24 protein-coding genes and 1 pseudogene are annotated in these 20,395 nt (G+C 50.8%); 6 read left to right on the top strand and 19 right to left on the bottom strand.

Annotated elements, in window-relative coordinates; translation table 11 throughout:
• Positions 1 to 11 precede the first annotated feature (11 nt).
• From OHJ21_RS20885 to OHJ21_RS20820, 14 genes and pseudogenes are all read right to left on the bottom strand, one after another.
• Positions 12 to 1,025, bottom strand: a complete 1,014-nt coding sequence (locus tag OHJ21_RS20885) for a serine hydrolase domain-containing protein (RefSeq protein WP_100539569.1) — start codon at positions 1,023 to 1,025, stop codon at positions 12 to 14.
• Between the two features lie 159 nt (positions 1,026 to 1,184).
• Positions 1,185 to 1,379 carry a hypothetical protein gene (locus OHJ21_RS20880; protein WP_100539568.1) on the bottom strand — a complete coding sequence of 65 codons (195 nt, stop codon included), beginning with the start codon at positions 1,377 to 1,379 and terminating at the stop codon, positions 1,185 to 1,187.
• Positions 1,380 to 1,649: 270 nt separating this feature from the next.
• Positions 1,650 to 2,459, bottom strand: coding sequence for a DUF368 domain-containing protein (locus tag OHJ21_RS20875; protein WP_326111851.1), 810 nt, complete (start codon positions 2,457 to 2,459; stop codon positions 1,650 to 1,652).
• A 63-nt stretch (positions 2,460 to 2,522) separates the two neighbouring features.
• Positions 2,523 to 2,699, bottom strand: a complete 177-nt coding sequence (locus OHJ21_RS20870) for a hypothetical protein (protein ID WP_009595674.1) — start codon at positions 2,697 to 2,699, stop codon at positions 2,523 to 2,525.
• Positions 2,700 to 2,803: 104 nt separating this feature from the next.
• On the bottom strand, positions 2,804 to 3,553 hold the full coding sequence (locus OHJ21_RS20865; RefSeq protein WP_100539566.1) for a DUF3891 family protein: 750 nt from the start codon (positions 3,551 to 3,553) through the stop codon (positions 2,804 to 2,806).
• A gap of 26 nt (positions 3,554 to 3,579) precedes the next feature.
• On the bottom strand, positions 3,580 to 3,783 hold the full coding sequence (locus tag OHJ21_RS20860; protein WP_006207549.1) for a DUF4177 domain-containing protein: 204 nt from the start codon (positions 3,781 to 3,783) through the stop codon (positions 3,580 to 3,582).
• A gap of 64 nt (positions 3,784 to 3,847) precedes the next feature.
• Complete coding sequence (locus OHJ21_RS20855; protein WP_100539565.1) at positions 3,848 to 4,309, bottom strand: NUDIX domain-containing protein; 462 nt, start codon at positions 4,307 to 4,309, stop codon at positions 3,848 to 3,850.
• Positions 4,310 to 4,500: 191 nt separating this feature from the next.
• Complete coding sequence (locus tag OHJ21_RS20850) at positions 4,501 to 4,977, bottom strand: hypothetical protein (protein WP_486021074.1); 477 nt, start codon at positions 4,975 to 4,977, stop codon at positions 4,501 to 4,503.
• Positions 4,978 to 5,022: 45 nt separating this feature from the next.
• A complete protein-coding gene (locus OHJ21_RS20845) occupies positions 5,023 to 5,640 on the bottom strand; it encodes a cytochrome c oxidase subunit 3 family protein (protein ID WP_243390886.1) in 618 nt (205 codons plus the stop codon).
• Positions 5,641 to 5,743: 103 nt separating this feature from the next.
• Complete coding sequence (locus tag OHJ21_RS20840) at positions 5,744 to 6,850, bottom strand: VanZ family protein (protein WP_486021073.1); 1,107 nt, start codon at positions 6,848 to 6,850, stop codon at positions 5,744 to 5,746.
• 307 nt (positions 6,851 to 7,157) lie between these two features.
• Positions 7,158 to 7,571: a hypothetical protein gene (locus OHJ21_RS20835; RefSeq protein ID WP_100539561.1), complete on the bottom strand. Its 414-nt coding sequence runs from the start codon at positions 7,569 to 7,571 to the stop codon at positions 7,158 to 7,160.
• Positions 7,572 to 7,655: 84 nt separating this feature from the next.
• Positions 7,656 to 8,315, bottom strand: a pseudogene (locus OHJ21_RS20830) (HAD family hydrolase).
• Between the two features lie 113 nt (positions 8,316 to 8,428).
• Positions 8,429 to 9,115, bottom strand: coding sequence for a response regulator (locus OHJ21_RS20825; RefSeq protein ID WP_486021072.1), 687 nt, complete (start codon positions 9,113 to 9,115; stop codon positions 8,429 to 8,431).
• On the bottom strand, positions 9,093 to 10,703 hold the full coding sequence (locus tag OHJ21_RS20820) for an ATP-binding protein (RefSeq protein WP_486021071.1): 1,611 nt from the start codon (positions 10,701 to 10,703) through the stop codon (positions 9,093 to 9,095). The genes OHJ21_RS20825 and OHJ21_RS20820 overlap by 23 nt, the downstream gene beginning before the upstream one ends.
• A 259-nt stretch (positions 10,704 to 10,962) precedes the next feature.
• Between OHJ21_RS20820 and OHJ21_RS20815 the strand changes: the two genes are divergently transcribed.
• The 4 genes from OHJ21_RS20815 to OHJ21_RS20800 all read left to right on the top strand — a co-directional run bounded on the left by OHJ21_RS20815 (position 10,963) and on the right by OHJ21_RS20800 (position 15,491).
• Positions 10,963 to 11,970, top strand: a complete 1,008-nt coding sequence (locus OHJ21_RS20815) for a Bug family tripartite tricarboxylate transporter substrate binding protein (protein WP_486021070.1) — start codon at positions 10,963 to 10,965, stop codon at positions 11,968 to 11,970.
• A 63-nt stretch (positions 11,971 to 12,033) separates the two neighbouring features.
• Positions 12,034 to 12,489, top strand: coding sequence for a tripartite tricarboxylate transporter TctB family protein (locus OHJ21_RS20810; protein WP_100539556.1), 456 nt, complete (start codon positions 12,034 to 12,036; stop codon positions 12,487 to 12,489).
• An 18-nt stretch (positions 12,490 to 12,507) separates the two neighbouring features.
• Positions 12,508 to 14,034, top strand: coding sequence for a tripartite tricarboxylate transporter permease (locus OHJ21_RS20805; RefSeq protein ID WP_486021069.1), 1,527 nt, complete (start codon positions 12,508 to 12,510; stop codon positions 14,032 to 14,034).
• A gap of 35 nt (positions 14,035 to 14,069) precedes the next feature.
• Positions 14,070 to 15,491, top strand: coding sequence for an NAD-dependent malic enzyme (locus OHJ21_RS20800; protein WP_486021068.1), 1,422 nt, complete (start codon positions 14,070 to 14,072; stop codon positions 15,489 to 15,491).
• A 134-nt stretch (positions 15,492 to 15,625) separates the two neighbouring features.
• Here the strand turns inward: OHJ21_RS20800 and OHJ21_RS20795 are convergent, their stop codons facing one another.
• The 5 genes from OHJ21_RS20795 to OHJ21_RS20775 all read right to left on the bottom strand — a co-directional run bounded on the left by OHJ21_RS20795 (position 15,626) and on the right by OHJ21_RS20775 (position 19,187).
• A complete protein-coding gene (locus OHJ21_RS20795; protein ID WP_486021067.1) occupies positions 15,626 to 16,177 on the bottom strand; it encodes a GNAT family N-acetyltransferase in 552 nt (183 codons plus the stop codon).
• A 44-nt stretch (positions 16,178 to 16,221) separates the two neighbouring features.
• The gene (locus OHJ21_RS20790; RefSeq protein WP_100539552.1) at positions 16,222 to 16,716 is read right to left on the bottom strand and encodes a GNAT family N-acetyltransferase; all 495 of its coding nucleotides are present in this window, start codon (positions 16,714 to 16,716) and stop codon (positions 16,222 to 16,224) included.
• 19 nt (positions 16,717 to 16,735) lie between these two features.
• Entirely contained in the window at positions 16,736 to 17,512 is a 777-nt protein-coding gene (locus OHJ21_RS20785; protein WP_394057515.1) for an aminoglycoside 3'-phosphotransferase, read from the bottom strand.
• Positions 17,513 to 17,681: 169 nt separating this feature from the next.
• A complete protein-coding gene (locus OHJ21_RS20780) occupies positions 17,682 to 18,020 on the bottom strand; it encodes a DUF2642 domain-containing protein (protein WP_100539550.1) in 339 nt (112 codons plus the stop codon).
• Positions 18,021 to 18,368: 348 nt separating this feature from the next.
• On the bottom strand, positions 18,369 to 19,187 hold the full coding sequence (locus OHJ21_RS20775; RefSeq protein ID WP_100539549.1) for a methyltransferase domain-containing protein: 819 nt from the start codon (positions 19,185 to 19,187) through the stop codon (positions 18,369 to 18,371).
• A gap of 186 nt (positions 19,188 to 19,373) precedes the next feature.
• Here OHJ21_RS20775 and OHJ21_RS20770 point away from each other — a divergent pair, with 186 nt between their 5' ends.
• Positions 19,374 to 19,826, top strand: coding sequence for a GNAT family N-acetyltransferase (locus OHJ21_RS20770; protein WP_100539548.1), 453 nt, complete (start codon positions 19,374 to 19,376; stop codon positions 19,824 to 19,826).
• Between the two features lie 83 nt (positions 19,827 to 19,909).
• Positions 19,910 to 20,392, top strand: a complete 483-nt coding sequence (locus tag OHJ21_RS20765) for a spore coat protein (protein WP_394057512.1) — start codon at positions 19,910 to 19,912, stop codon at positions 20,390 to 20,392.
• Positions 20,393 to 20,395 lie beyond the last annotated feature (3 nt).

Genomic DNA, 20,395 nt, shown 5'->3' with positions numbered 1-20,395 from the left:
GTAGGTCAAGCTCATTTCAACCATTCTTCCTCGATGAACTGCATCATTTCAAAAGCGCCACCACCGGCATTGGAAGCCACTACAAGGGTATAACCGGTAGCCGGATAATAGGCAGACCGAAAATTCACACCCGGATCATAGCCCATGACGTGGTATTTAAACACATCCTCATTTCTCAAGCTAATCCACACGCCAAGTCCATAATGCAGGTCACTGTCCGGAACTTGCATTTGTGAAGCCAGCAGCTTCTCCGTCATGGATGCGGTGAGCAGCGTATTATTCATAAGCGATTTCCATAACTTCACCATGTCCGGTGCCGTCACATACGCCCCGCCATCGGCATAACCTTGAATCGGAATGGCATACTGATTCGTTCTCCACGTGCCGTCTTCCTCATCAATATACCCGTAAGCCGTATTCGCAGGCAGACGATCCAACGGGAAATAACCTGAGTCCTGCATGTCGCACGGCTGAAATACATACTGCTGGACATAGTCGCGAAACGGCATTCGGGCATGCTGTTCAACGATCAAGCCAAGCACCACAAATCCTGCATTGTTGTAATGAAATCTTTCGCCGGGCTGAAATTTCATGCGCTCATCCTGGAACAGAGGAAGGAAATCCCTTCCGTTCCGGAGTGTATACATGGGAACCGCTTTCCACAGATCTTCAAAATCATCCATGATCTCTTCATCAAAATAATCCGGAATACCCGAGCTGTGGCTCAACAAATGAAAAACGGTAATCTCCGGGCTAAAATGAGGCAGTGAAATATCCAGGCAATCGCCTAGCTTGCTGTCCAGCGACAGCTTGCCCTGTTCGATAAGCTGACAAACCGCAATAGCGGTAAACAGCTTACAGCCTGAGGCAATGCCAAACCTGGTGTCTGCTTGATTCGGGATGCGATCGGCCCGGTTTGAATAACCGAAGGCACCGTCCCATACGATGTTGTCATTTTCATCTGTTACGAGCACAGCTCCCGAAAACCGGATGCTGGCGGCAAATTCCTTCATTTTATGTATCATCACGAACCCCATCCCTTATCTGGTTAGGGGTATTTTAACATGATTCGGGATGAGGGTCTCGGTACAAGATCAGTATAATGAAATATTCCCCCTCATCACTTGATGAACGCTTCGATCACAGTCTTCTAGTGGGGATTATAAAATGTATTCGTTTCTATCCTAATGTCTCCACATCATCAGCAGGATCACCGGGACCGCAAAAATAAGAAGCCCGGCACCAATCATCGAAGCAACCTGCAGCATGAATGTGTGCTTGGTTGGACCAAACGTCTGCAGCATTCCGCATTGAGCGCATCTGTTAGAGGCAGGGTGTACCTCGCCGCCGCAGCTGACACAATTCCCATTATTCCTCATGAATAACGCTCCTTTACTTGGAAAGACAACATCGACATCTAAGCATTTCTTTATCGTTTAACATGTCTTATGGACGGAATCCTCACGGATCCTATCCATGAGCACTTTAGTAAAATTCATTTAATTGTGAATATTATCACATAAATGTGATAACAAGTAAAGGCATAAATGATTTATATTCCATCTCAACCCTCCGCTCCTCCAGTGCAGCGTTGCTCCGTGCCAATATAAAAACAGGAAGTCTGCGGCTCCCTGTCTTATACTTCATTCTTATTCTTTTCTGCCCATGAATACTGCTACGATAAGTCCCAGCAGCAAGGTTCCAATACTGGTAGCCTTCATACCCGTTCCGGATGGAATTCCCGGAAACACGATAACAATAGATCCTAATATCAAGCCAATAATAACGGCATACGTCATACGCGGAAAACGGTCAAGCAGGTACCGAATCAACCGGCTGCTAACCACGAAGCCAATCACCACTCCCGCCCCAATGACAGCTATAATCCCTATATTTAATGAAGAAAGTGCTGAGATGGCAGTCGAATACACGCCCAGAAGGAGAAGTACAAACGACCCGCTAATGCCAGGCAGCAGCATCGCCATGCTGGCCAACCAGCCGGATAAAAACAGTCCGATCCCGTTGGACCAGGTCAGTGTCGATATCGGATCGGATGTGGCATCCGTTCTGAGAAAGGCCGTGGAAGCCAATAAACCCGCTGCCACTATCAACACGACCACATGCACGGCTTTGAATTGGGTTCTCGCCTCCGCTTTACGCAGAATAAGAGGCAACACCCCTAAAATCAATCCCGTAAAGAAAAACTGGGTGGGCTCATAATAGCTTGCCAACAGGTATTCAATCAAGCGGCTCAGCAACAATAGAGCTGCTCCAATTCCAACGCCAAGCGGAATCAAAAAGCCCAGCTGCTTCTTCCATTCCCTGCTGAAAAATCCGCTGATAGCCGCGAGCAGACGATCATAGATACCCAGCACGACAGCAATCGTGCCGCCGCTTATACCTGGAATCAGGTCACTGATTCCCATCAGCACACCCCGATAAAGGTTCTTCCATTCCATCAAAATCATACTCCTCCTGCCTTACAAAATGAATCTTATCGTGATAGCCCTGCGAAGGAGGTTTTACTTGTTCTTGGCATGCAATACCAAATTCCCTACTCCACCAATCGCAAACAACAGTGAAACGATTCCAAATCCCCATTGCCAAGAGCTTCGATCTGTAATGAAAACGACCACCAAGAACGCTATCGCGGCCAAAAAATTAAGCAGCGCAACGATCAAAAATTCCTTTTTCTTCATTATTCATCCTCTACATTCCTACAGAATCAAATCTGTTCAGTCTACAAACCACTGTGGTGATCATATCATATTTTTGCTTATGAAGTATGATCGTTTATATGAACTTACGGTACAAAAGTAACCGTCTGCTCCGTCCACGCCGCATCATCAAATGCCTTGGCCACTCCCTGTTCATCAATCTTCGCCTTCAACACATATTTCCACTTCACCGAAGCCGACCATGGCTGTTCGAACAGAAACGGACTCAATCGAATCTCGTGCTCGCTGGCCCATGCCGCCATAACCCGTTCCCCATCGATCGACATATCAAAACCCTCTTTAAACCAAGGATGCTCCTGATCCTTGGAAACACCGGGTGCATTCATGTTTACATAGAGCGAGATATCATCGCACAGCTGCAGCAGGCCAAACTGCCTGTTAACCACGTCTTCATCGGGAAATGGAAATTGATCACGCAGCCGTTTTTGCCGATCCAACTCTTCATGGTAGAATTCCACCAGCGGCGCTTCGGTCGCATTTTTCATAAATGACGCAAAATGAAGGCTGCAGAGATACCCTGCATAAGGACTCATCGCTTCGATCTCATCAACACCCTTCGTATACATTAGCATTTTTGGCAGGACCGGATAATCGATAAAAGTGAACGGAGTCCGGCTCTCGTCATTCCAGATCGGTGTATCATCCATCCGAAGCCAAGCGCGGTCATGCTCGGTTATAGCCAGCAGTACTTCTTCCAATACAGACTCATCCATAAACAGGTCTCGCCGGAAGCCCCGGGCAACATCCCCCGAGAATCGGCCATGGTCATCCTGGGCCGTCATGACAAAAGCATCCTCTGTCTCGCGAATGATCATCAGATCGTCTCCCCTCTATTCCTTCCTTACCCCAGATACGCTCTTCGCTTCATTACGGCAATGATGTCTCTGGACTGGCCTTGATGCACGCTCGTATCAAAACACGAGATCAATTCCCAGCCGTCAATCCCGTAGCTGTTCAATAAATCCTCGAATTCCTCCTCGTTTACCTTGCCTCCAAGGAATCCTCCGGTTTTGTATTTCAGCGTTTTGTATTCCCATTGATCCATATTCAGCATCCTCCATCATCCATTGATTTTTGACCACAAACTTCAAGAATCTCTGTAAATAAAATTAGTTCGTATCGCCAACATAGCAAACCACGGGGCGCGCAGCCTTATCCTGAAGTGGCTTGACCAGGGAGCGAGGGTATACTCGAATCTCATCCAATGCGGACAGATCGATCCATTCCACACCCACCTGATATTCATCCGGGTTATGGCCAAGAAAGGTATCCCCTGCATCTGCCAAGCTGCACTCAAAATAAAACTCCACTTGGTGCACGTCGGAATCCCATTCCGCGAACTCGTGGTTGGACCCTATGTATTCACGGACATGCAGCAGATCGCGAACTTCAACCTTACGTCCGATTTCCTCCTGGCACTCTCTAATCACCGCCTGCACCAAGGTTTCCCCCTTCTCTTGTCCGCCTCCAGGGAACAGATAGAAGTCCCCCAAATGGTCTACGTTTTTTGTTAGAAGAATGTGATGATTCCGCATAATAACGGCCTTGGCCGAGTTTCGTATCGGTTTCATGGGCTGTCTCCTTATCGTATCGGTTTCTAGTTCTATTTTCTATTGTAGCAAATATAAATCCTCCATAGGCCAACCTGCAATCCGCACAGATACATGAATATAACAAGCCGGTGTCCTATGAGCACGCTCAAAGAATACCGGCTGTGTTATTGCGCATCGTGAATAAGTGTCTGCCCAGCTCCCGAAGCCATCTAGCGCCTATATGAGCCACTCTGCCGCTTCTTTCGAACAACGGCACTCACCCACACAACGATCAGCAGGATCAGCCCCGCCGCAATCCAATTCTTGATGACTTCCCAAGGAACATGAGACCCGCCATACTCACCCTCATAACGAGCCATGACATAACCTTCCTGCGTCTCAACCGCAATGGTGGATTCAGGAGCAATTCCTTGGATGGCATAGTATTTCGTTCCCTTTGGGTAAATATTAGAGAAGTTGCCGCCGTAGGTCCCTTCCTGATCCGTATGGTAGGTGACCTTCCCCACCACGTCTCCAAGAGTGGACTCCTCCACGCGGTCCTCTGACACAACAAAAATCTTCCCGTCATTCACGACAAATGGATATGCCCAGGAAGCAACCGCAGCGGGCGAAGAACACATCACCAGCAACAGCAGCGTGAACAGCGATATCGGCATAAGCCGACCCGCTCGGCGAATATCAACCATGTTCACCCCACATTTCAGAGTCATGTTATCTGAAGAACCGGATGGCTATTTCACCTGCTTGCTTCTGCCATCCACGATCAGCTCGATGCCCGGCTCGTTTATTCCGCCCGAAACACCGTATGAAGCATCGATTTGCTCTGTTGAACCCTCGAAGGTTTCATGGACCTGCACCACCCCTCGTGGCCGAACCGTAACCACCTTAGGCTTGAAATCAACCATCCTCCCGCCAATATCAACGCTTAGCGGTCGTACCGTAACCTGTTGCTCGGTGCCATAGCTGTAAATATGAATCTGGCAGTGTGCCCGAATAGCATCGTCCTCTGTACGATAGTCGCATTTGCTGTCTTTTTTGGAATAGGCGACGGTGGATATTCCGCTCGAATTGAAGTTCGCCACAAACATGGCGGACTCCGATACGAATGGAAAAACAACGATCCATGCGACGCAGCCGATCATCACCCGGCTCATGATCTTCGGATAACGGGGGCGATATATGCGGACCACCCACAGGATACCGACCATCAACAAAATTAGACCGGTAATTACAGGCAGATGAAAGCCATAATTGCCTTTCTTAGTCCATGGCGAGACCCCTGCCCAGCGGAACAGATCATCCCCGAACGAATAGCCCAGATGCTGGTTGGAAATAAACAGCAACCCCACGATGATTGCGGAAATGGAGAGGATTTTACCTTTCAGTTATATCTCCTCCTTGCGAACCCGTTTTCCACATTATAACAAATAAGAGACCCTGTGGTAGCCTTAATTAATCAGTCTTGGTTAATGGTTTATTGAATACGATAGCGAGCCTTGTTCCACTCTTGGCTTCATGCAGCAGCTTCCGGTCGCGATGGATGAGACATAACAGCACGTGAAGGAACACAACGCCGTCCAGCAGCAATATCCCCAGTGCGTACATCGCAAGCAGGACATGAGAGCCGGTGACATTAACCGTAATGAACAGGGCATGGAACCCGCCCCATACCACATACAGCAGGCCGTTGCGGACAATTACTTCCTTCAGCTTCAGATGTTCGCCCGCTCCGCGGATCTGGACCCGGACGACCCATTTCCCCAGCGTCTGCCCCTGCATCATATAAGGCAGCACGATATGATATAAAATCACGGCAAAGAAGTATGCACCCCTCACGTTCATCACGGTCAGCACACCAATGATCGGCAGCATGACCGCTGCATCTATGCCAAATGCAATGGCCCGGCGCGTATAACTGACCCTCTTCTGCGACAGATCCACCTTCTCATCCAAACGATCCAGGCGGGGCAGGTGGTTTTTCATCCAATCCGCGAGCACAAGGCCCATCATTCCGCCCAGGGTATTCATCAGCAGATCGTCCACGTCAAACAATCGGTAAGGGTGATCATAGAAGCCGTAAATGCCGGTTACCTGGGTCACCTCTAAGAACAACGACAAACCGAACGAGGCCGCCAGACATACAACCCAGGACGCCCGAGCGTAATAACGCAGGAACATGCCGAACGGAATCACGAGAAATACGTTAAACACGACCTGCAAGAAGGCTCTTTCCTTCAACAGATGCATGTAAGTCGAAGGCTCGCCCCATACCACCTTGGTCTCCTTCAATATATCTTGTATAAAATTCAGCGGAATCCACTGCATAACCGAGGCGACATTCATCGGAGCATTATGCCGCGAGGCAGGCAAAGGAAGGAGCACCAGATACACTGCGTTCATCATGTAGAGCAAAAATAGATACAACAGAAATCCCCGGAATTTATTAAAATAACCATATTTGCGATACTGCACAATCAGAAAGGGAACTGCGCACAGCAAAGCCGCTATGGGAAAGGTTAAAAATGCATAAGATATTGGAAACAGGTAGGCTTCCAGCATGCTTTTGTTCACTCCCTCATTGATGTTCTACTTATAAATTACAGGATCAAGTTTAAATGACGGGGATTTCTTCGTTTAAAATGCGTTTAAAAAACGCACACCCGCGTCATAATCAGCCCTGCTGTTATCCTGGGGGTTTATGGCTATAACCCAAAACCGAATAACCCACACCAACAGTGTGGGCAGGATCACCATATGCAAAAAAGCATTTGATGCAATATCATTGGAATAATGTGGTCGTCATACCCGCCTTACGCGTAAGTGATGATGGAAGAGTCGGCCCCTGTCCTGCTTCCATGAAGTCCCGCTATTCCTTCCGCTTACGGACCACTTTTCCAAAGCCGATCTTCCGGGGAAGCCCCAGCGTAAACTCTTCACGGTGCCCGTTCCACTCAATCTTTAGGGTTAGAACCTTGTTTGGGTTCATCATATCGAGCAGATGCTCAAAATCCAGCTTCCCCTTGGTTTCCTTCATGGCAGCATGATCGATCCCCACGACAATTCCGCCCTCCATGGAGTGGCCCGTCATATCTTCTAGCCGATAGTCTACCTTGCCATGGTCGAGGAGTTCCTTTCCTAAGTACTGCAGCTTCAGCTTTCCGCCAAGCGAATCCTGAAACACGGTAAACTTCGCATTGACCTTATCCTGATGGGTAATGGCATAAGTCGCTTTCCACTTCTCACCCTTGCCTATAAAGGTCATGGTTTTATTACGATTCACGGGGACACCCTCCTCACGCAGAACAACCGGTTATCTCGATTCGGCTTATATAAATGATAACGAGTAAAAGAATGAAATGGTTGTTCAATTTTTCAAATAATCGATAATCTCAAGCAAATCGGTAATCTCCCCATCCTTGGCGAAGTCCTGATCATAATAGGGATCCCGCTTCCAGATGCCCTTCATGCCGATACGCCGGCTTGCAGTTACGTCATTGTCCGGATGGTCTCCAACATAGATCGATTCTTCGGCCTTTGATTCAAGCCGATGTAATGTATGGAGGAAAATCCTAGGATCCGGCTTACGTAAACCTTCCCACTCGGAAATCGCGATCATATCAAATTAAGGCTCAATGCCAAGTCCCCTGATATTGCTGTATTGAAAATCGCCGTACCCATTGGAGATCAGTCCGAGCTTTATCCCTTTACTCCTCAAGTAAGCTAACATTTCATGCAAATGGGGAAAACCGACGCAATGTTGTTGAAACCCCGATATGTAATCCCGCAGCAGAGCTTCCCAACCCAGGGGGAGCGCAAACTCCTCGGTTAGCTGACGATATACTTGGTCCTTCCATACATAACCTCTGCGATCAAGCTCGACAAACCGTCTTACGTACTCATCTCTGCCCACAACTAAACCTCCATGGAGCGCTAGACGATCATACTGATCTTGAACGAAATGAACCAATGACGTGTCGCGGTCAAGCAGCGTCCCGTCCAAATCAAAAACAACGGTGGTAATCATCGCGTCACTCCCTCCTTTCTATAAATTTCGAAACCAAGGAAAGAATCCAAGCGATATGCAGCTGCAAGTCTAGGCGGAATATCCCAGTCTCGCATCCGGTAATTTAATTAACCCTACGCTCTCCGGTACACCCGTTCCGGCCTGCCTACCGTGCCGTATGAAATATCCGCTATCAGCACGCCTTTCTCTACGAAGTACTCCAGGTACCTTCTAGCAGTAGTACGGCTAAAGCCGCCGCGCTTACCCAGCTCCTCCGCGGTCCACACATCCTCCGACTCCTCGATGTAGGACAGGATCTTCTCGCTTGTCAGCTTATCGATGCCTTTCGGAAAATACGTCTCTTTGTCCATTCGTTCACCGGAACGCCATAACAGCTGGTCGACGCCCTGTTGGTCGATCTGCTTATTCGCACCGCCGAGCTGCTTCATCTGCTCGTAATATTTCCGGTAGGCTTTCAGCTTCTCCTGAAAACGGTCGAAGACCACCGGCTTGATCATGAAATCGTACACCCCACCGCGAATCGCCTCCCGCACCGTATCGAATTCCTTGGCTGCTGTTATGATAATAACATCGGTATTCGGATATCCCCACTGTATATGCTGCAGCAGATCCAGTCCCGACATATCCGGAAAATACAAATCCAGCAGCACCAGATCAGGTGCCAGAATGTCCAGCTGCTCATGCGCCTGGGCCCGATCCGTTGCAATGCCGACGACCTCGAAGCCCTCTACCTTCTCTACGAACCGTTGGTTAATGCTGGCAATACGCACATCATCCTCAATGATTGCGACCCGAATCATGGATATCCCCCCTTGTTTTTGGAATCTTGACCGTGAATACCGCCCCGCCCTCAGGTGCGTTACGGTAAGCAATCGTACCATGCAATTGCTGTACGGTCCCGTTAACGATAGATAGGCCAAAGCCCCGATTGTGCTCCCCTTTGGTGGAGTAACCCAGCTCAAACAAACGATCCGTATCATTCTCGGCAATACCGTTCCCGCTGTCGGATACTTCGATCATTAATTCATGATCCTTGTCGTGTAACTCTACTCTTACCCATCTGTTATCCGATTTGGATCCCAATGCCGCCTCCATGGCGTTGTCGATCAGATTACCGATAATGGTGACCAACTGGTTCCGGCTAATATGACCGGGGATGTCTTTGAAGGAACTGCTCCGGTCGATCTCCACCTTCACTCTCAACTCGCTTCCGCGATTAAACTTTCCGATGAGAATACCACCGATGATAGGGTCCGGTATCTCTTGCAGCAGAAATTGAATGAGGTTCTGATGCACATCGGTCTCATGCGTAATCAGATCCATCGCCTCCTGATATGATTCCAGCTGAATCAGACCGTAAATCGTATAGAGCTTGTTGGAATATTCATGCGTCTGCGCGCGCAGCGCTTCCGTATATCTCTTCACCTGCGTAAGCTCTTCGGTCAGGCGCAGAAGCTCGGATTTATTGCGGAAGCTGGAGACTGCCCCTACAATCCGATGTTCATGATCATAGATAGGCAGTCGGTTCACCACAACCGCATGATCGTTAATGACCATCTCCTGATCCTTCTCCGCTACCCCGGTCTGCATAACCTCCAGCAATCGGGTGCCCGGGATGACATCCTGAATATACTGCCCGGCGATCGCCTTTCGCTCCGCCGGATCAATCAGCATCATCGCTGTATGGTTGGCCAGGGTTACCATGCCCTCCCGATTAACGGCGATAATGCCTTCATGAATCGTTTCCAGAATCGCGCGTTTCTCTTGGTACAATAAGCCGATTTCCTTCGGCTCCAGCCCGTGAATGGATCGCTTGACGCTGGACGATATCCATATAGCGCCGCCGCACCCCAGGATTAATGCAATTCCCGCAAAGAACAGGACTCGATTGCGGTACGATTGTGCCGATGTCTCGATATCTCTCATTAGAATGCCGACCGATACGATGCCGATGATTTCGTTCTTGTCATTGTAAATCGGCGTCTTCCCCCGGAGCGAGGGCCCCATGGAGCCATTCGCCTTCGATATGATGCTCATGCCCTCCAATACCGGGCCGTTGTCGCCTCCGACCATCTCTTTGCCGATCCGATCGGCAAGAGGATGCGCATACCGGATCCCTTCACGGTTACCGATGACGATATACTCGGCGTCTGTCTCCAGCCGGATTTCCTCCACGACGGGCTGAATAATGGCAGACGGGTTCTCCTCCTCGAACGCATCCTGAATGACGTCCATTTCCGCCACGGCCTTCGCCAGCTTTAATGCCGAAGCGCCGATGCTCTTCTCCAGCGTCGTTACGAGCAGTCGCTCAAAACTGAAGGTCAAGGCGACAATGACGGCAAACAACAGGGTGCCAATAAGCAGAATAAGCCTCGTCTGTAAACGCATTCAATCTCCCCCATCCGCATGGTCGCCTAAACACACATGTCTCTGATTTTCCTATTGTATTCTAGATCATACCTCTAACATAGTCCTGTAAAAAAATCAGCCGTAAATTTTATGAACAAAATTAGCGAAATGAAGTTTTTTCAACTTATGTCGCAATTCTATTCAAGCCAGACGCTCGATGATAGTATGAAGGAACTTCATTAAGTAAGCGCTTACAGATATTGTGAACTCTCGGTCAACGATAAGGAGGAATTTATCCATGCTTAAACGAAACGGCATAAAAATCATAACCGCTGCGCTTGTCCTGGCGATGAGCCTGACAGCCTGCAGTACTTCCGGAAGCAGCACAGGCGAATATCCGAAAAAACCATTTATCGTGACCGCACCTTCAGGGGCGGGCGGCGGATGGGACAAAACCGCCCGATCTCTCACCAAGGTATTAACGGAAACCAAGCTTATCGAACAGACGATGACCGTTGAGAACAAGCCTGGCGGCGGCGGAACCGTGTTTCTCGCGGAATACGTAGCTAAAGACAACGAAGACCCCTACAAGCTGTTCGTCAGCTCCCCGCCTATTCTAATTAACAATCTGAAAAAAGAAGGGAACAGTCCATTCGGCTACAAGGACGTGACGCCGCTCGCCCAAATGACCAAAGACTTCGGAGCGATTGCCGTACCGGCAAACTCCAAATTCACCGATCTGCAATCGCTGATCGACGCGATCAAAGCCGATCCGACCTCCGTCACACTAGCGGGCGGTTCCGCTCCGGGCTCGATGGACCATTTGATCAGCGTTCTGCCTGCATTCAAGTCGGGCGTGGATCCGAGAACCGTGAAGTACTTATCCTATGATGGCGGCGGCGAGGCCATCGCGGCACTCCTCGGCAACAATGCCGATGCGATCGGCACGGACATCTCTTCGCTCGGCAGCTACTTGAAGGCCGGCAAGATCAAGATCCTGGCCGTTACTTCAAGCGAACGACTCGGCGGAGACTTCGCGGATGTACCGACCCTGAAGGAGCTCGGTCTGGACGCCGAATTCACCATTTGGCGCGGTGTATTCGGTCCGAAGGGACTGACGGAAGAGCAGTTGGCCTTCTGGGATAAAACGCTGAAGGACCTCTCCGAGAACGCAGTATGGCAGCAAGAGCTCGTTGCTAACGATTGGGCTAGTGAGTATCGTAACGCCGCTGACTTCAAGGCCTTCCTTGAAGAGCAAGAACAAGACGTGCAGGAGCTGCTTACGGCTCTAGGCATGCAGAAGTAACGCCTTGGAATGAGGGGGTGGCGCACACTCCCTCTCCCGTTTCATCTTGAGGAGGTGTCAACCTTGAACAGAACGTTTGACCGTTACGCCAGCATCGTATTCCTGCTCCTTGGCATCGGCTTTATGTGGCAGAGCGCCAAGATCAGCTCATCCGCGTACGGAAGCACCGTCGGCCCTAACATATTCCCGTTCGGCCTCGGCCTGGCGCTTGTGCTGCTCAGCATTCGTTTGTTTTATGAAGCCCTGAAAGCCAAGCCGACGGAGAACCATACAGAGAAACTGGACTACAGAAGGTTCTTCATGATTTTTGCGGCAGCCTTTCTCTATGCTTATTTCCTGGAATTCATCGGATATATCATCGGTACCTTCCTGTTCCTCCTGTTTGCGTTTCAGACGCTGGAACGAGGCAAGTGGCTGAAATCCATTCTAATCTCCGCGCTGTTCTCCGGCGGCGTGTACGTCATCTTTGTTATCTTGCTGGAAGGCTCCATGCCGGGCTTCCCGTCTTGGCTATCATGAGCATGGGAGGAATCTACAATGAACGTTCTGGATTATTTGGCGGATGGCTTTATGACCGCCTTGCAGTGGCATAATCTGCTCTTCGCCTTTTTAGGCGTGCTGATCGGCACTTCGGTCGGGGTCCTTCCCGGCATCGGTCCGATGAGCGGCGTCGCGCTTCTGATCCCCGTCACCGCCTCCATGACTAGCGGCTTGCCGGCGGAAGCGGCAGCAACCAGCTCGATTATTCTGCTGGCAGGCGTCTATTACGGAGCTATGTATGGCGGATCTACAACTTCGATTCTGCTGAACACGCCGGGAGAGTCCTCGTCTGTCGTTACGACGCTGGACGGCTACCAGATGGCGAAGCAAGGCAGGGCAGGCCCTGCCTTGTCCATCGCTGCGATCGGCTCGTTCGCAGCCGGGCTCTTCGCGCTTGTGGCATTGATCGCACTGGCGGAGCCATTATCCAATGTAGCCATTAAATTCGGGCCAGCTGATTATTTCTCGCTCATGCTGCTGGGACTCTGTGCAGTAAGCGGACTTGCAGGCAAATCGATCACGAAGGCACTTATTATGACCGTATTCGGTCTGCTGCTTGCTACCATCGGCATGGATACCGTATCCGGCGTCGCCCGGTTCACCTTTGATATCCCCATCCTGTACTCCGGACTGGAATTTCTAACGATTGCCGTCGGTTTGTTTGCCCTTGGCGAAGTGTTTAAATCCATTCTGGAGAGAGACTACGCAGCAGGTCCAACTTCCAAGATCGGCCGCATCCTGCCGACACGCCAAGACCTGAAGGATAGCGCGGGACCGATTGCCCGAGGCTCGATCCTCGGCTTCTTTATCGGTATTCTGCCGGGCGCTGGCGCAACGCTTGCTTCCTTTTTCAGTTATATCGTTGAGAAAAAGGTCAGCAAGCATCCGGAATCCTTCGGCAAAGGCAACATCGCTGGCGTGGCTGCACCCGAATCGGCCAACAATGCGGCATCAGGAGGCGCTATGATCCCGCTGCTGACGCTTGGCATTCCAGGCTCCGGGACAACTGCCATCCTGATGGGGGCGCTCATCATGTACAACATCCAGCCAGGCCCGCTGCTGTTCGAAGAGCACCCACAGGTTGCATGGGGACTGATCGCCAGCATGCTTATCGGCAACCTGCTTCTGCTCGTGCTGAACATGCCGCTGGTCAAGGTTTTCGCCAAGGTCATCCAGACCCCGGCCAAATATCTCATTCCGATCATTATTGCCATCTCCATCTTCGGCGTTTACGCCGTTCAAGCACAGATCTTCGACCTGGTCCTCCTGCTCATCTGCGGCATTGCCGGCTTCCTGCTGGCCCGCAATGACTTTCCGCTCGCGCCGCTGGTGCTCGGACTCGTGCTGGGTCCCATGATCGAGAACAATATGCGCCGGGCGCTGACCACATCCAACGGCGACTTTATGATCTTCCTGCAGAAGCCGATGTCGCTGACATTCCTCATCATCGCCCTGTTCTGGATTATCGTTCCGATTCTGCTCAAGCGAAGAGGCAAGGAAGTTGTCGTGAACGAAGAAGGCTAACCATCATACGTATATCGTAGGCCAAGGAGGCAGTCATGAATACCAGCAAATTAGGCGGCAAAAGTGTCATCGCAAGAATCGAAATGCATATGGAAGAAGCCAACTTCGGCCAAGTCGCGGCCGCCATCTTCGAGGCAGGCGGCGATATCGTCGCCATTGACGTCATTCAGACGAGCAAGCATGCCACGATTCGAGACGTTACCATCACCGTGATGGACACCGTCGACATCGACATTATTGCCGAGCGCATTCGCAGCATGTCCGGCGTTCAGCTGCTGCATCTATCTGATCGCACCTTCCTGCTGCACTTGGGAGGAAAGATCGAGACCAAGCTGAAAGCGCCGATCCAGAACCGCGCCGACCTCTCCCGCGTGTACACCCCGGATGTCGCGCGCGTGTGCATGGCCATTCACGAAGAGCCCCGCAAGGCCTTTACGCTAACCGTAAAGCGCAACACCGTGGCCGTAATCTCCGACGGCAGCGCCGTCCTGGGGCTTGGCAATATCGGCCCCTATGCGGCCATGCCGGTGATGGAAGGCAAGTCGATGCTCTTCAAGCAGCTGGCAGACGTGGACTCCTTCCCGATCTGCCTGGATACGCAGGATACCGAGGGCATCATTACGGCGATCAAAGCGATCGCTCCCGCGTTTGGCGGTATCAATCTGGAGGATATCTCCTCGCCGCGATGCTTTGAGATTGAGCAGCGCCTCCGCGAGGAATTGGACATCCCGGTGTTCCATGACGACCAGCACGGAACTGCCGTCGTCCTGTATGCAGCCTTGATCAATGCGCTGAAGGTCGTCGGTAAATCCGTGGATAATCTGAAGGTTGTCGTCTGCGGCATTGGCGCCGCCGGCATAGCCTGCAGCAAAATACTTATGTCAGCGGGCGTGAAGAACATCATCGGCGTCGATCGCCTCGGCGCGCTGACCGCTGATCAGACGTATGACCATGCCATGTGGCAGTGGTACGCCAGCCATACCAACCCCGAACGGCGTTCCGGATCACTCCAAAACGTCATCCAAGGCGCCGACGTGTTTATCGGCTTGTCTGCCGGCGGAATCCTGAAGAGGGCGGATGTTCAAGCGATGGCAGAGCATCCTATCGTCTTCGCGATGGCCAATCCGATCCCGGAGATTCTGCCGGAGGAGGCCGAGGATATCGCAGGCGTCATTGCAACGGGAAGATCGGATTATCCGAACCAGATCAACAACGTGTTATGCTTTCCGGGAATTTTCCGCGGCGCCCTGGACTGCAGAGCCTCCACCATCAACGAGGAGATGAAGCTCGCCGCGGCCGAAGCTATTGCTTCGGCGGTCACGGACAAGGAACGGAGCCGGCATTACATCATTCCGAGTGTATTCAACCAGCAAGTCGTCAGCGGCATCCGGGACCTTGTCATCCAGGCAGCCATCCGAACCGGGGTAGCGCGCCGAATCCCAAGGGAATACCGCTAACGGTTACTAATGATATGAGTATTTTAAAGAAAAAGAGCAAAAGAGTACGGTATCCCCTAGGACCGTACTCTTTTGCTTCTTACCTACACTGAAAACTCAGCCGCTTAGGCCCATCCCTTCAATGCCCAATCTATTTAGTTTCGCTCCGCCCGATACTCCATAATCCAGCAGTCCCGCAGTTCTCCCTCATGCTGTTCATGCTTCTCCAGCAGCCTGACCTTCCGGAAACCGCACTTCTCGTAGCAGGCAATCGCCCGTTCATTCCAAGCCTGCGGGTCCATTACGATCCGATCGGCCTGCCTCTGAAACACGAGATAATCCACCATGGAAGTCACGAGCTTCGTACCGATGCCTCGGTTCCAATAATCCGGCTCCCCGATGAATTGATCCGTGGCAAATGTTCTTCCGCCCGAATCACTCCCATCATACCCATACTCGCCTAACGTCTTTTCATCCAAAAGATAGAACTGGATATACCCGATCGGCTTCCCCTCATATTCAATGATGCAGCGAGTCTCATCATCATCCACGTAAAAATGCTCCCGCACCCGCTCCACGTCGTGAGGATGGTCCCGCCCCCCATAATACTGCAGCACATCCGGATTGGACAGCCAAGAAGCTAAGGACCATTCATCTTTCTCCTCCAGCTCGCGAACCGTTATCGGCCCTGCCTCGTACACCAGCATCGTAATCCCCCATCTTCCTTATTAGATCATCCAATTCCCGTGTCTCAGATGACATCCGCAACCATCGTGATAGAGGTTCCGCTCATGCCTACCTCTTGAAATCCGAAACGCTCATATAATTTCATAGCTGCTGTATTCTCCGGAGCGACGCTTAACGATACCTTTTGAATCCCCTGCTCCTTCATTCCTCTGAACAATTCCTTCATCAGGGCCGTTCCAAGCCCCTGCCCGCGGGATTCCGGCAGCAGCGCCATGCCCAGCTCCGGGATGTCATCGCTCACGTAACCGAACCCCTTGTTCCCTTCATCAAAATAACGGATGGTAATCGAGCCTGCCGGCTTGCCTGCGGCATTCACGGCAATGTAGCCCAGATCGCCCGCTCGCCCCCAGTCCTCCACGTATTTTTTCATGAACGGCTCTTCGAGTATGTCTCGGCTAAAAGGCTCCTCTCCCTCGGGCACATACAGAGACTCATACAGCATTTCCCGCAAAAAGGATTCATCCTCCCGGCCAGCGACTCGAATATGATATGAATTCATGTGCATCTTCCTTTCCACCCTAGATACGATCCGTCAATGCGGTCCATAACGCCAATCTCTCCGGATCAAAATCGTTCCGACCGTAATGGTCGAGAAAAATATCCTGGTAGTCATCGCTCCCCAGGTTATATCGCAGCGTCCATATTCCCCAATAGAGATCGTAATGAAGGTCCCCGATCCCGCCATTGCCCAGATCGATAAAACCTTCAAGCTGGAAATCTCTCATAATCAAATTCGGCAGGCAATAATCGCCGTGGAGCAGCACATCATGATCAGCCGTTCCCTGCAGCTTCTCAAGGCATAATAGGGCCTGTTCTCTTCCACCCGGAAACCCTTTGACATCTTCCATTTTGTTCATGATGCCTTCCTGATACTCCTGGACAAGTTCAGCCGTTCGATTCGGAAAGGGACAATCAGTTGCAGATACAGAATGGAGATAACGCAAACTCTCCCCGAACACGGAAGCCAGCCTCTTCGGATCCTTCAGATGACCTCCGGACACTCCATCTTCCCCTTGCAGCGCAACGGTGAGCAGGTAATCGTTCTCGCCATGCTGCTCATAAGCCAGCACCTTGGGAGCCAGGCCTTTTCCGTGTAAATAATCCGACATCAACCCTTCTCTCATAAGTTCATCCCGTTTCGTTATCTTTAAAAACATCGATTGGTTCGCTCCCTCGATGTACAGGGTTCTGGCCTGTTCCGAGGAGCTGCTGTCATAGACGACAGCTGTCTGGATATATGGCTGCAAGCTGACAGGCAGCGTCATGATGTCGAATGGAATGCGTACTTTTTTCATCGTTCCTCCACACCGACCCATCCAATCGGTCGGCCTCAGTTCAATAGAATAAAGACGTCCCCATCGGAACGCCTTCGGATCTGTATTGTATGAATTGGCGATTTGCCGGCCTAATCCTTCCTTTCCAGCCGGTAATTTTCCGTTTAAACTATTTTTGCTCACCTGTTTATTAGTACGGAACGCCTTCGAAGTATACCACCTCGGCTAACCGAATGTGCAGCGCCTTATGATCCCCGACCGTCAATTGGAGATGGTCCACCGCAACGCCGGATAAGATCCCATCGACTTTCCCCGCGGTGGTCATGATGACCACCTTGGCTCCTTTATGCCGCAGCAGATGCTCAATAAATACCGGTTCAACCAGCGCTGCGTAGTGGGCTGGCTGCGGAATTTCCGGGGTACGCGGCGCGTAATACGGCGGTATAGGTTGGGGCGGGGGATAGGCATAGTAACCCGGTGCATAACCCGCAGACGGCGCTGGATAACCAAGATTGTTATGGTTGTTCATGAAAGACCTCCCATGCCAATATTAATCCTACACCCTTATGTATGTCCGGGAAGGAGCCGCTATGTTAACAATCCTCATATTTATACCAACAAGCAAGAAAAACGTCTATCGACGCACCTTCACAGATGACAGACCGCAGTTAGAAGAAGTTTTTCTTGCGATATCAGGAAGTCACAAGCTTCGAAGTGTATACTTTCTGATATCTTAAGAAAACCGCCAAATTGGCGGTTGTGATGATGCTTGATGCTAATCGTTAGCTCTCCAGCATCATCTTCTCGTTGGTGGATTACCATTCTTGCCGTACCCGGATTGGTAACCGTCTATACTCGGCTTTTCAAGTCGCCTTCCTTACGCCTTCTGTGCAATCAACTTACTCATCGCATGACGGTGCGGTATACCCGACGAATTGCAATCAAAAATCACCTCAGGGCAGCTGTGAATCAACCAATCGTGATAATGCATCATAAGCTCCCCGGACCTCCAGTCGTAAGCGTACGGCTCATCCTCGGGAGGAGGCGCAATGAACGGCTTTTGTACGAACACATTAAGGCAATGAAGTCCCTCTGCCGACGTGAATTTTTTATAATTCGCAAAGATCTCTTCACGATACTCGGGTCGGATATAATGCAGCACGCCGCTGGAATACAGCACGTCAAACTCCGAGTCCAGACGGTAATCGGAAATATCCGCCTTGAATACGTTCACGTGAACCCCGATGTGATCGGCCAATCGCTTCGTTTTCTCAATCCCCGCATCCGAAATGTCGAATGCTGTGACATCATAGCCGTTACGGGCAAAAAACACGGCATCCTTCCCTTCACCGCACCCGATATCCAGCAGCTTTACCCTTCTTGTGGGCGGGATCATTTCAAGCACCTGATAACAGGCTGCGTTCGGCTCCGTGCCCCAATAGTACCCTGGTGTTTTATACTCCTCTTCATATATGCTGATCGGCTTGCCCGCCCCAGAATAACCAAACAACTTATCGATGCTGACATCAAGCAGCAGTGAGAGCTCGGGAAGCAGCGCAATATCGGGCATGGTCTGTCCCGTTTCCCATTTGGATACCGCCTGGAACGTAACGCCCAGCTTGTGGGCCAATCCCTCCTGCGTAAACCCCCGTTCTTTGCGGTAACGATGAATATTTTTGGCTAACATGTCTCTCATACGTATCACACTCCTATATAACCACATTGTAGGGGGCCTGCACGGGGCACACAATAACCCGATCTTTGAATCCCGGAAGAATTCAACCGCCAGTTGAAATCATCCAAATTCAGGAATTCAGTGCCCAGGCATGTTACAATAAACCTGTTTTAAAATCACTATAGATGATAATAAGGGAGAACGCTCGTGAACATTAGAAAGCTGAATACTCATGAAAAACCCCCTATGGACCTGCTGCTCCTTGCAGACCCGTCGATCAGGCTTGTAGAGGACTATGTAAAACGAGGTCATTGCTATGTGGCTGAAGAGGACTCGCATCCAATCGGGGTCTACGTTCTGCTGCCGACAAGGCCCGATACGATCGAGCTGGTTAACGTTGCCGTAAGCGAGAATCTGCACGGCCAGGGATATGGCAAACAGCTCGTGAATCATGCCATCGGGCAAGCACGAGAGCTGGGATATGCAACGATTGAAGTTGGCACAGGGAGTACCGGCGTGGCGCAGCTGGCGCTGTATCAGAAATGCGGATTTCGGATGACAGGCATCGATCGGGACTTTTTTGTCCGTCATTACGAAGAGGAAATCTATGAGAACGGCATGCTGCTGCGCGACATGGTGCGGTTGTCGTTAGATTTGTAAGGTTTCGGGGCTGGGCTATGCACCACTCCTTCATTCGGTGAATAGGCTATCGCATATTGATTATGGAGGAGAATCTATTGAGCATGAGTCAAAACCCGAGGCATCTTGCTTGGCATGAAACGCTGGAGATTCATGAATTAACCGCCTTTCAGGCTAACCACCTGATGGGGTTCAAAATGTCATTGCATGATATTAAAGATCCTCAGCTCCATGGACTATACACCGAGGCGATCCAAGGAGTAGAACAAAACTTACGAGAGCTTTTACCTTACTATTCGGAAGCCCCAACCGGAACCCGTAGTCTTTCCGGTGCCGATATGACGGCGTATTACGCTGGCCATCTCTTGGGCTTTGCCAAAACCTCTGTCCGCAGCTACGCTATTGCCATTACCGAAGCCGCAACGCCTAGCGTAAGAGAAACCCTGCAGAAGCAGTTGAACAAAGCCATTGAGCTGCACGGGAAGGTCTTCTATTTTATGTATGCGCGCGGTCTGTATCCATCTTACAATTTGAAGCAGCTGCTGGAGAATGACGTGAAAAATGCCAACAAGGCATTAAGTCTCTAACCT

Origin of the sequence: Virgibacillus sp. LDC1 (assembly GCF_025792345.1) — a bacterium.
GTDB classification, from domain to species: domain Bacteria; phylum Bacillota; class Bacilli; order Paenibacillales; family Paenibacillaceae; genus Paenibacillus_AQ; species Paenibacillus_AQ lautus.
This window is presented reverse-complemented; position numbering and strand designations above follow the sequence as displayed.

Excerpts from the sequence above, each read along its gene's own strand:
- OHJ21_RS20885 (WP_100539569.1), bottom strand. The coding sequence starts at position 1,025 with ATGATACATAAAATGAAGGAATTTGCCGCCAGCATCCGGTTTTCGGGA.
- OHJ21_RS20880 (WP_100539568.1), bottom strand. The coding sequence starts at position 1,379 with ATGAGGAATAATGGGAATTGTGTCAGCTGCGGCGGCGAGGTACACCCT.
- OHJ21_RS20875 (WP_326111851.1), bottom strand. The coding sequence starts at position 2,459 with ATGGAATGGAAGAACCTTTATCGGGGTGTGCTGATGGGAATCAGTGAC.
- OHJ21_RS20870 (WP_009595674.1), bottom strand. The coding sequence starts at position 2,699 with ATGAAGAAAAAGGAATTTTTGATCGTTGCGCTGCTTAATTTTTTGGCC.
- OHJ21_RS20865 (WP_100539566.1), bottom strand. The coding sequence starts at position 3,553 with ATGATCATTCGCGAGACAGAGGATGCTTTTGTCATGACGGCCCAGGAT.
- OHJ21_RS20860 (WP_006207549.1), bottom strand. The coding sequence starts at position 3,783 with ATGGATCAATGGGAATACAAAACGCTGAAATACAAAACCGGAGGATTC.
- OHJ21_RS20855 (WP_100539565.1), bottom strand. The coding sequence starts at position 4,309 with ATGAAACCGATACGAAACTCGGCCAAGGCCGTTATTATGCGGAATCAT.
- OHJ21_RS20850 (WP_486021074.1), bottom strand. The coding sequence starts at position 4,977 with ATGGTTGATATTCGCCGAGCGGGTCGGCTTATGCCGATATCGCTGTTC.
- OHJ21_RS20840 (WP_486021073.1), bottom strand. The coding sequence starts at position 6,850 with ATGCTGGAAGCCTACCTGTTTCCAATATCTTATGCATTTTTAACCTTT.
- OHJ21_RS20825 (WP_486021072.1), bottom strand. The coding sequence starts at position 9,115 with ATGATTCGGGTCGCAATCATTGAGGATGATGTGCGTATTGCCAGCATT.
- OHJ21_RS20820 (WP_486021071.1), bottom strand. The coding sequence starts at position 10,703 with ATGCGTTTACAGACGAGGCTTATTCTGCTTATTGGCACCCTGTTGTTT.
- OHJ21_RS20815 (WP_486021070.1), top strand. The coding sequence starts at position 10,963 with ATGCTTAAACGAAACGGCATAAAAATCATAACCGCTGCGCTTGTCCTG.
- OHJ21_RS20805 (WP_486021069.1), top strand. The coding sequence starts at position 12,508 with ATGAACGTTCTGGATTATTTGGCGGATGGCTTTATGACCGCCTTGCAG.
- OHJ21_RS20800 (WP_486021068.1), top strand. The coding sequence starts at position 14,070 with ATGAATACCAGCAAATTAGGCGGCAAAAGTGTCATCGCAAGAATCGAA.
- OHJ21_RS20795 (WP_486021067.1), bottom strand. The coding sequence starts at position 16,177 with ATGCTGGTGTACGAGGCAGGGCCGATAACGGTTCGCGAGCTGGAGGAG.
- OHJ21_RS20790 (WP_100539552.1), bottom strand. The coding sequence starts at position 16,716 with ATGAATTCATATCATATTCGAGTCGCTGGCCGGGAGGATGAATCCTTT.
- OHJ21_RS20785 (WP_394057515.1), bottom strand. The coding sequence starts at position 17,512 with ATGAAAAAAGTACGCATTCCATTCGACATCATGACGCTGCCTGTCAGC.
- OHJ21_RS20780 (WP_100539550.1), bottom strand. The coding sequence starts at position 18,020 with ATGAACAACCATAACAATCTTGGTTATCCAGCGCCGTCTGCGGGTTAT.
- OHJ21_RS20775 (WP_100539549.1), bottom strand. The coding sequence starts at position 19,187 with ATGAGAGACATGTTAGCCAAAAATATTCATCGTTACCGCAAAGAACGG.
- OHJ21_RS20765 (WP_394057512.1), top strand. The coding sequence starts at position 19,910 with ATGAGTCAAAACCCGAGGCATCTTGCTTGGCATGAAACGCTGGAGATT.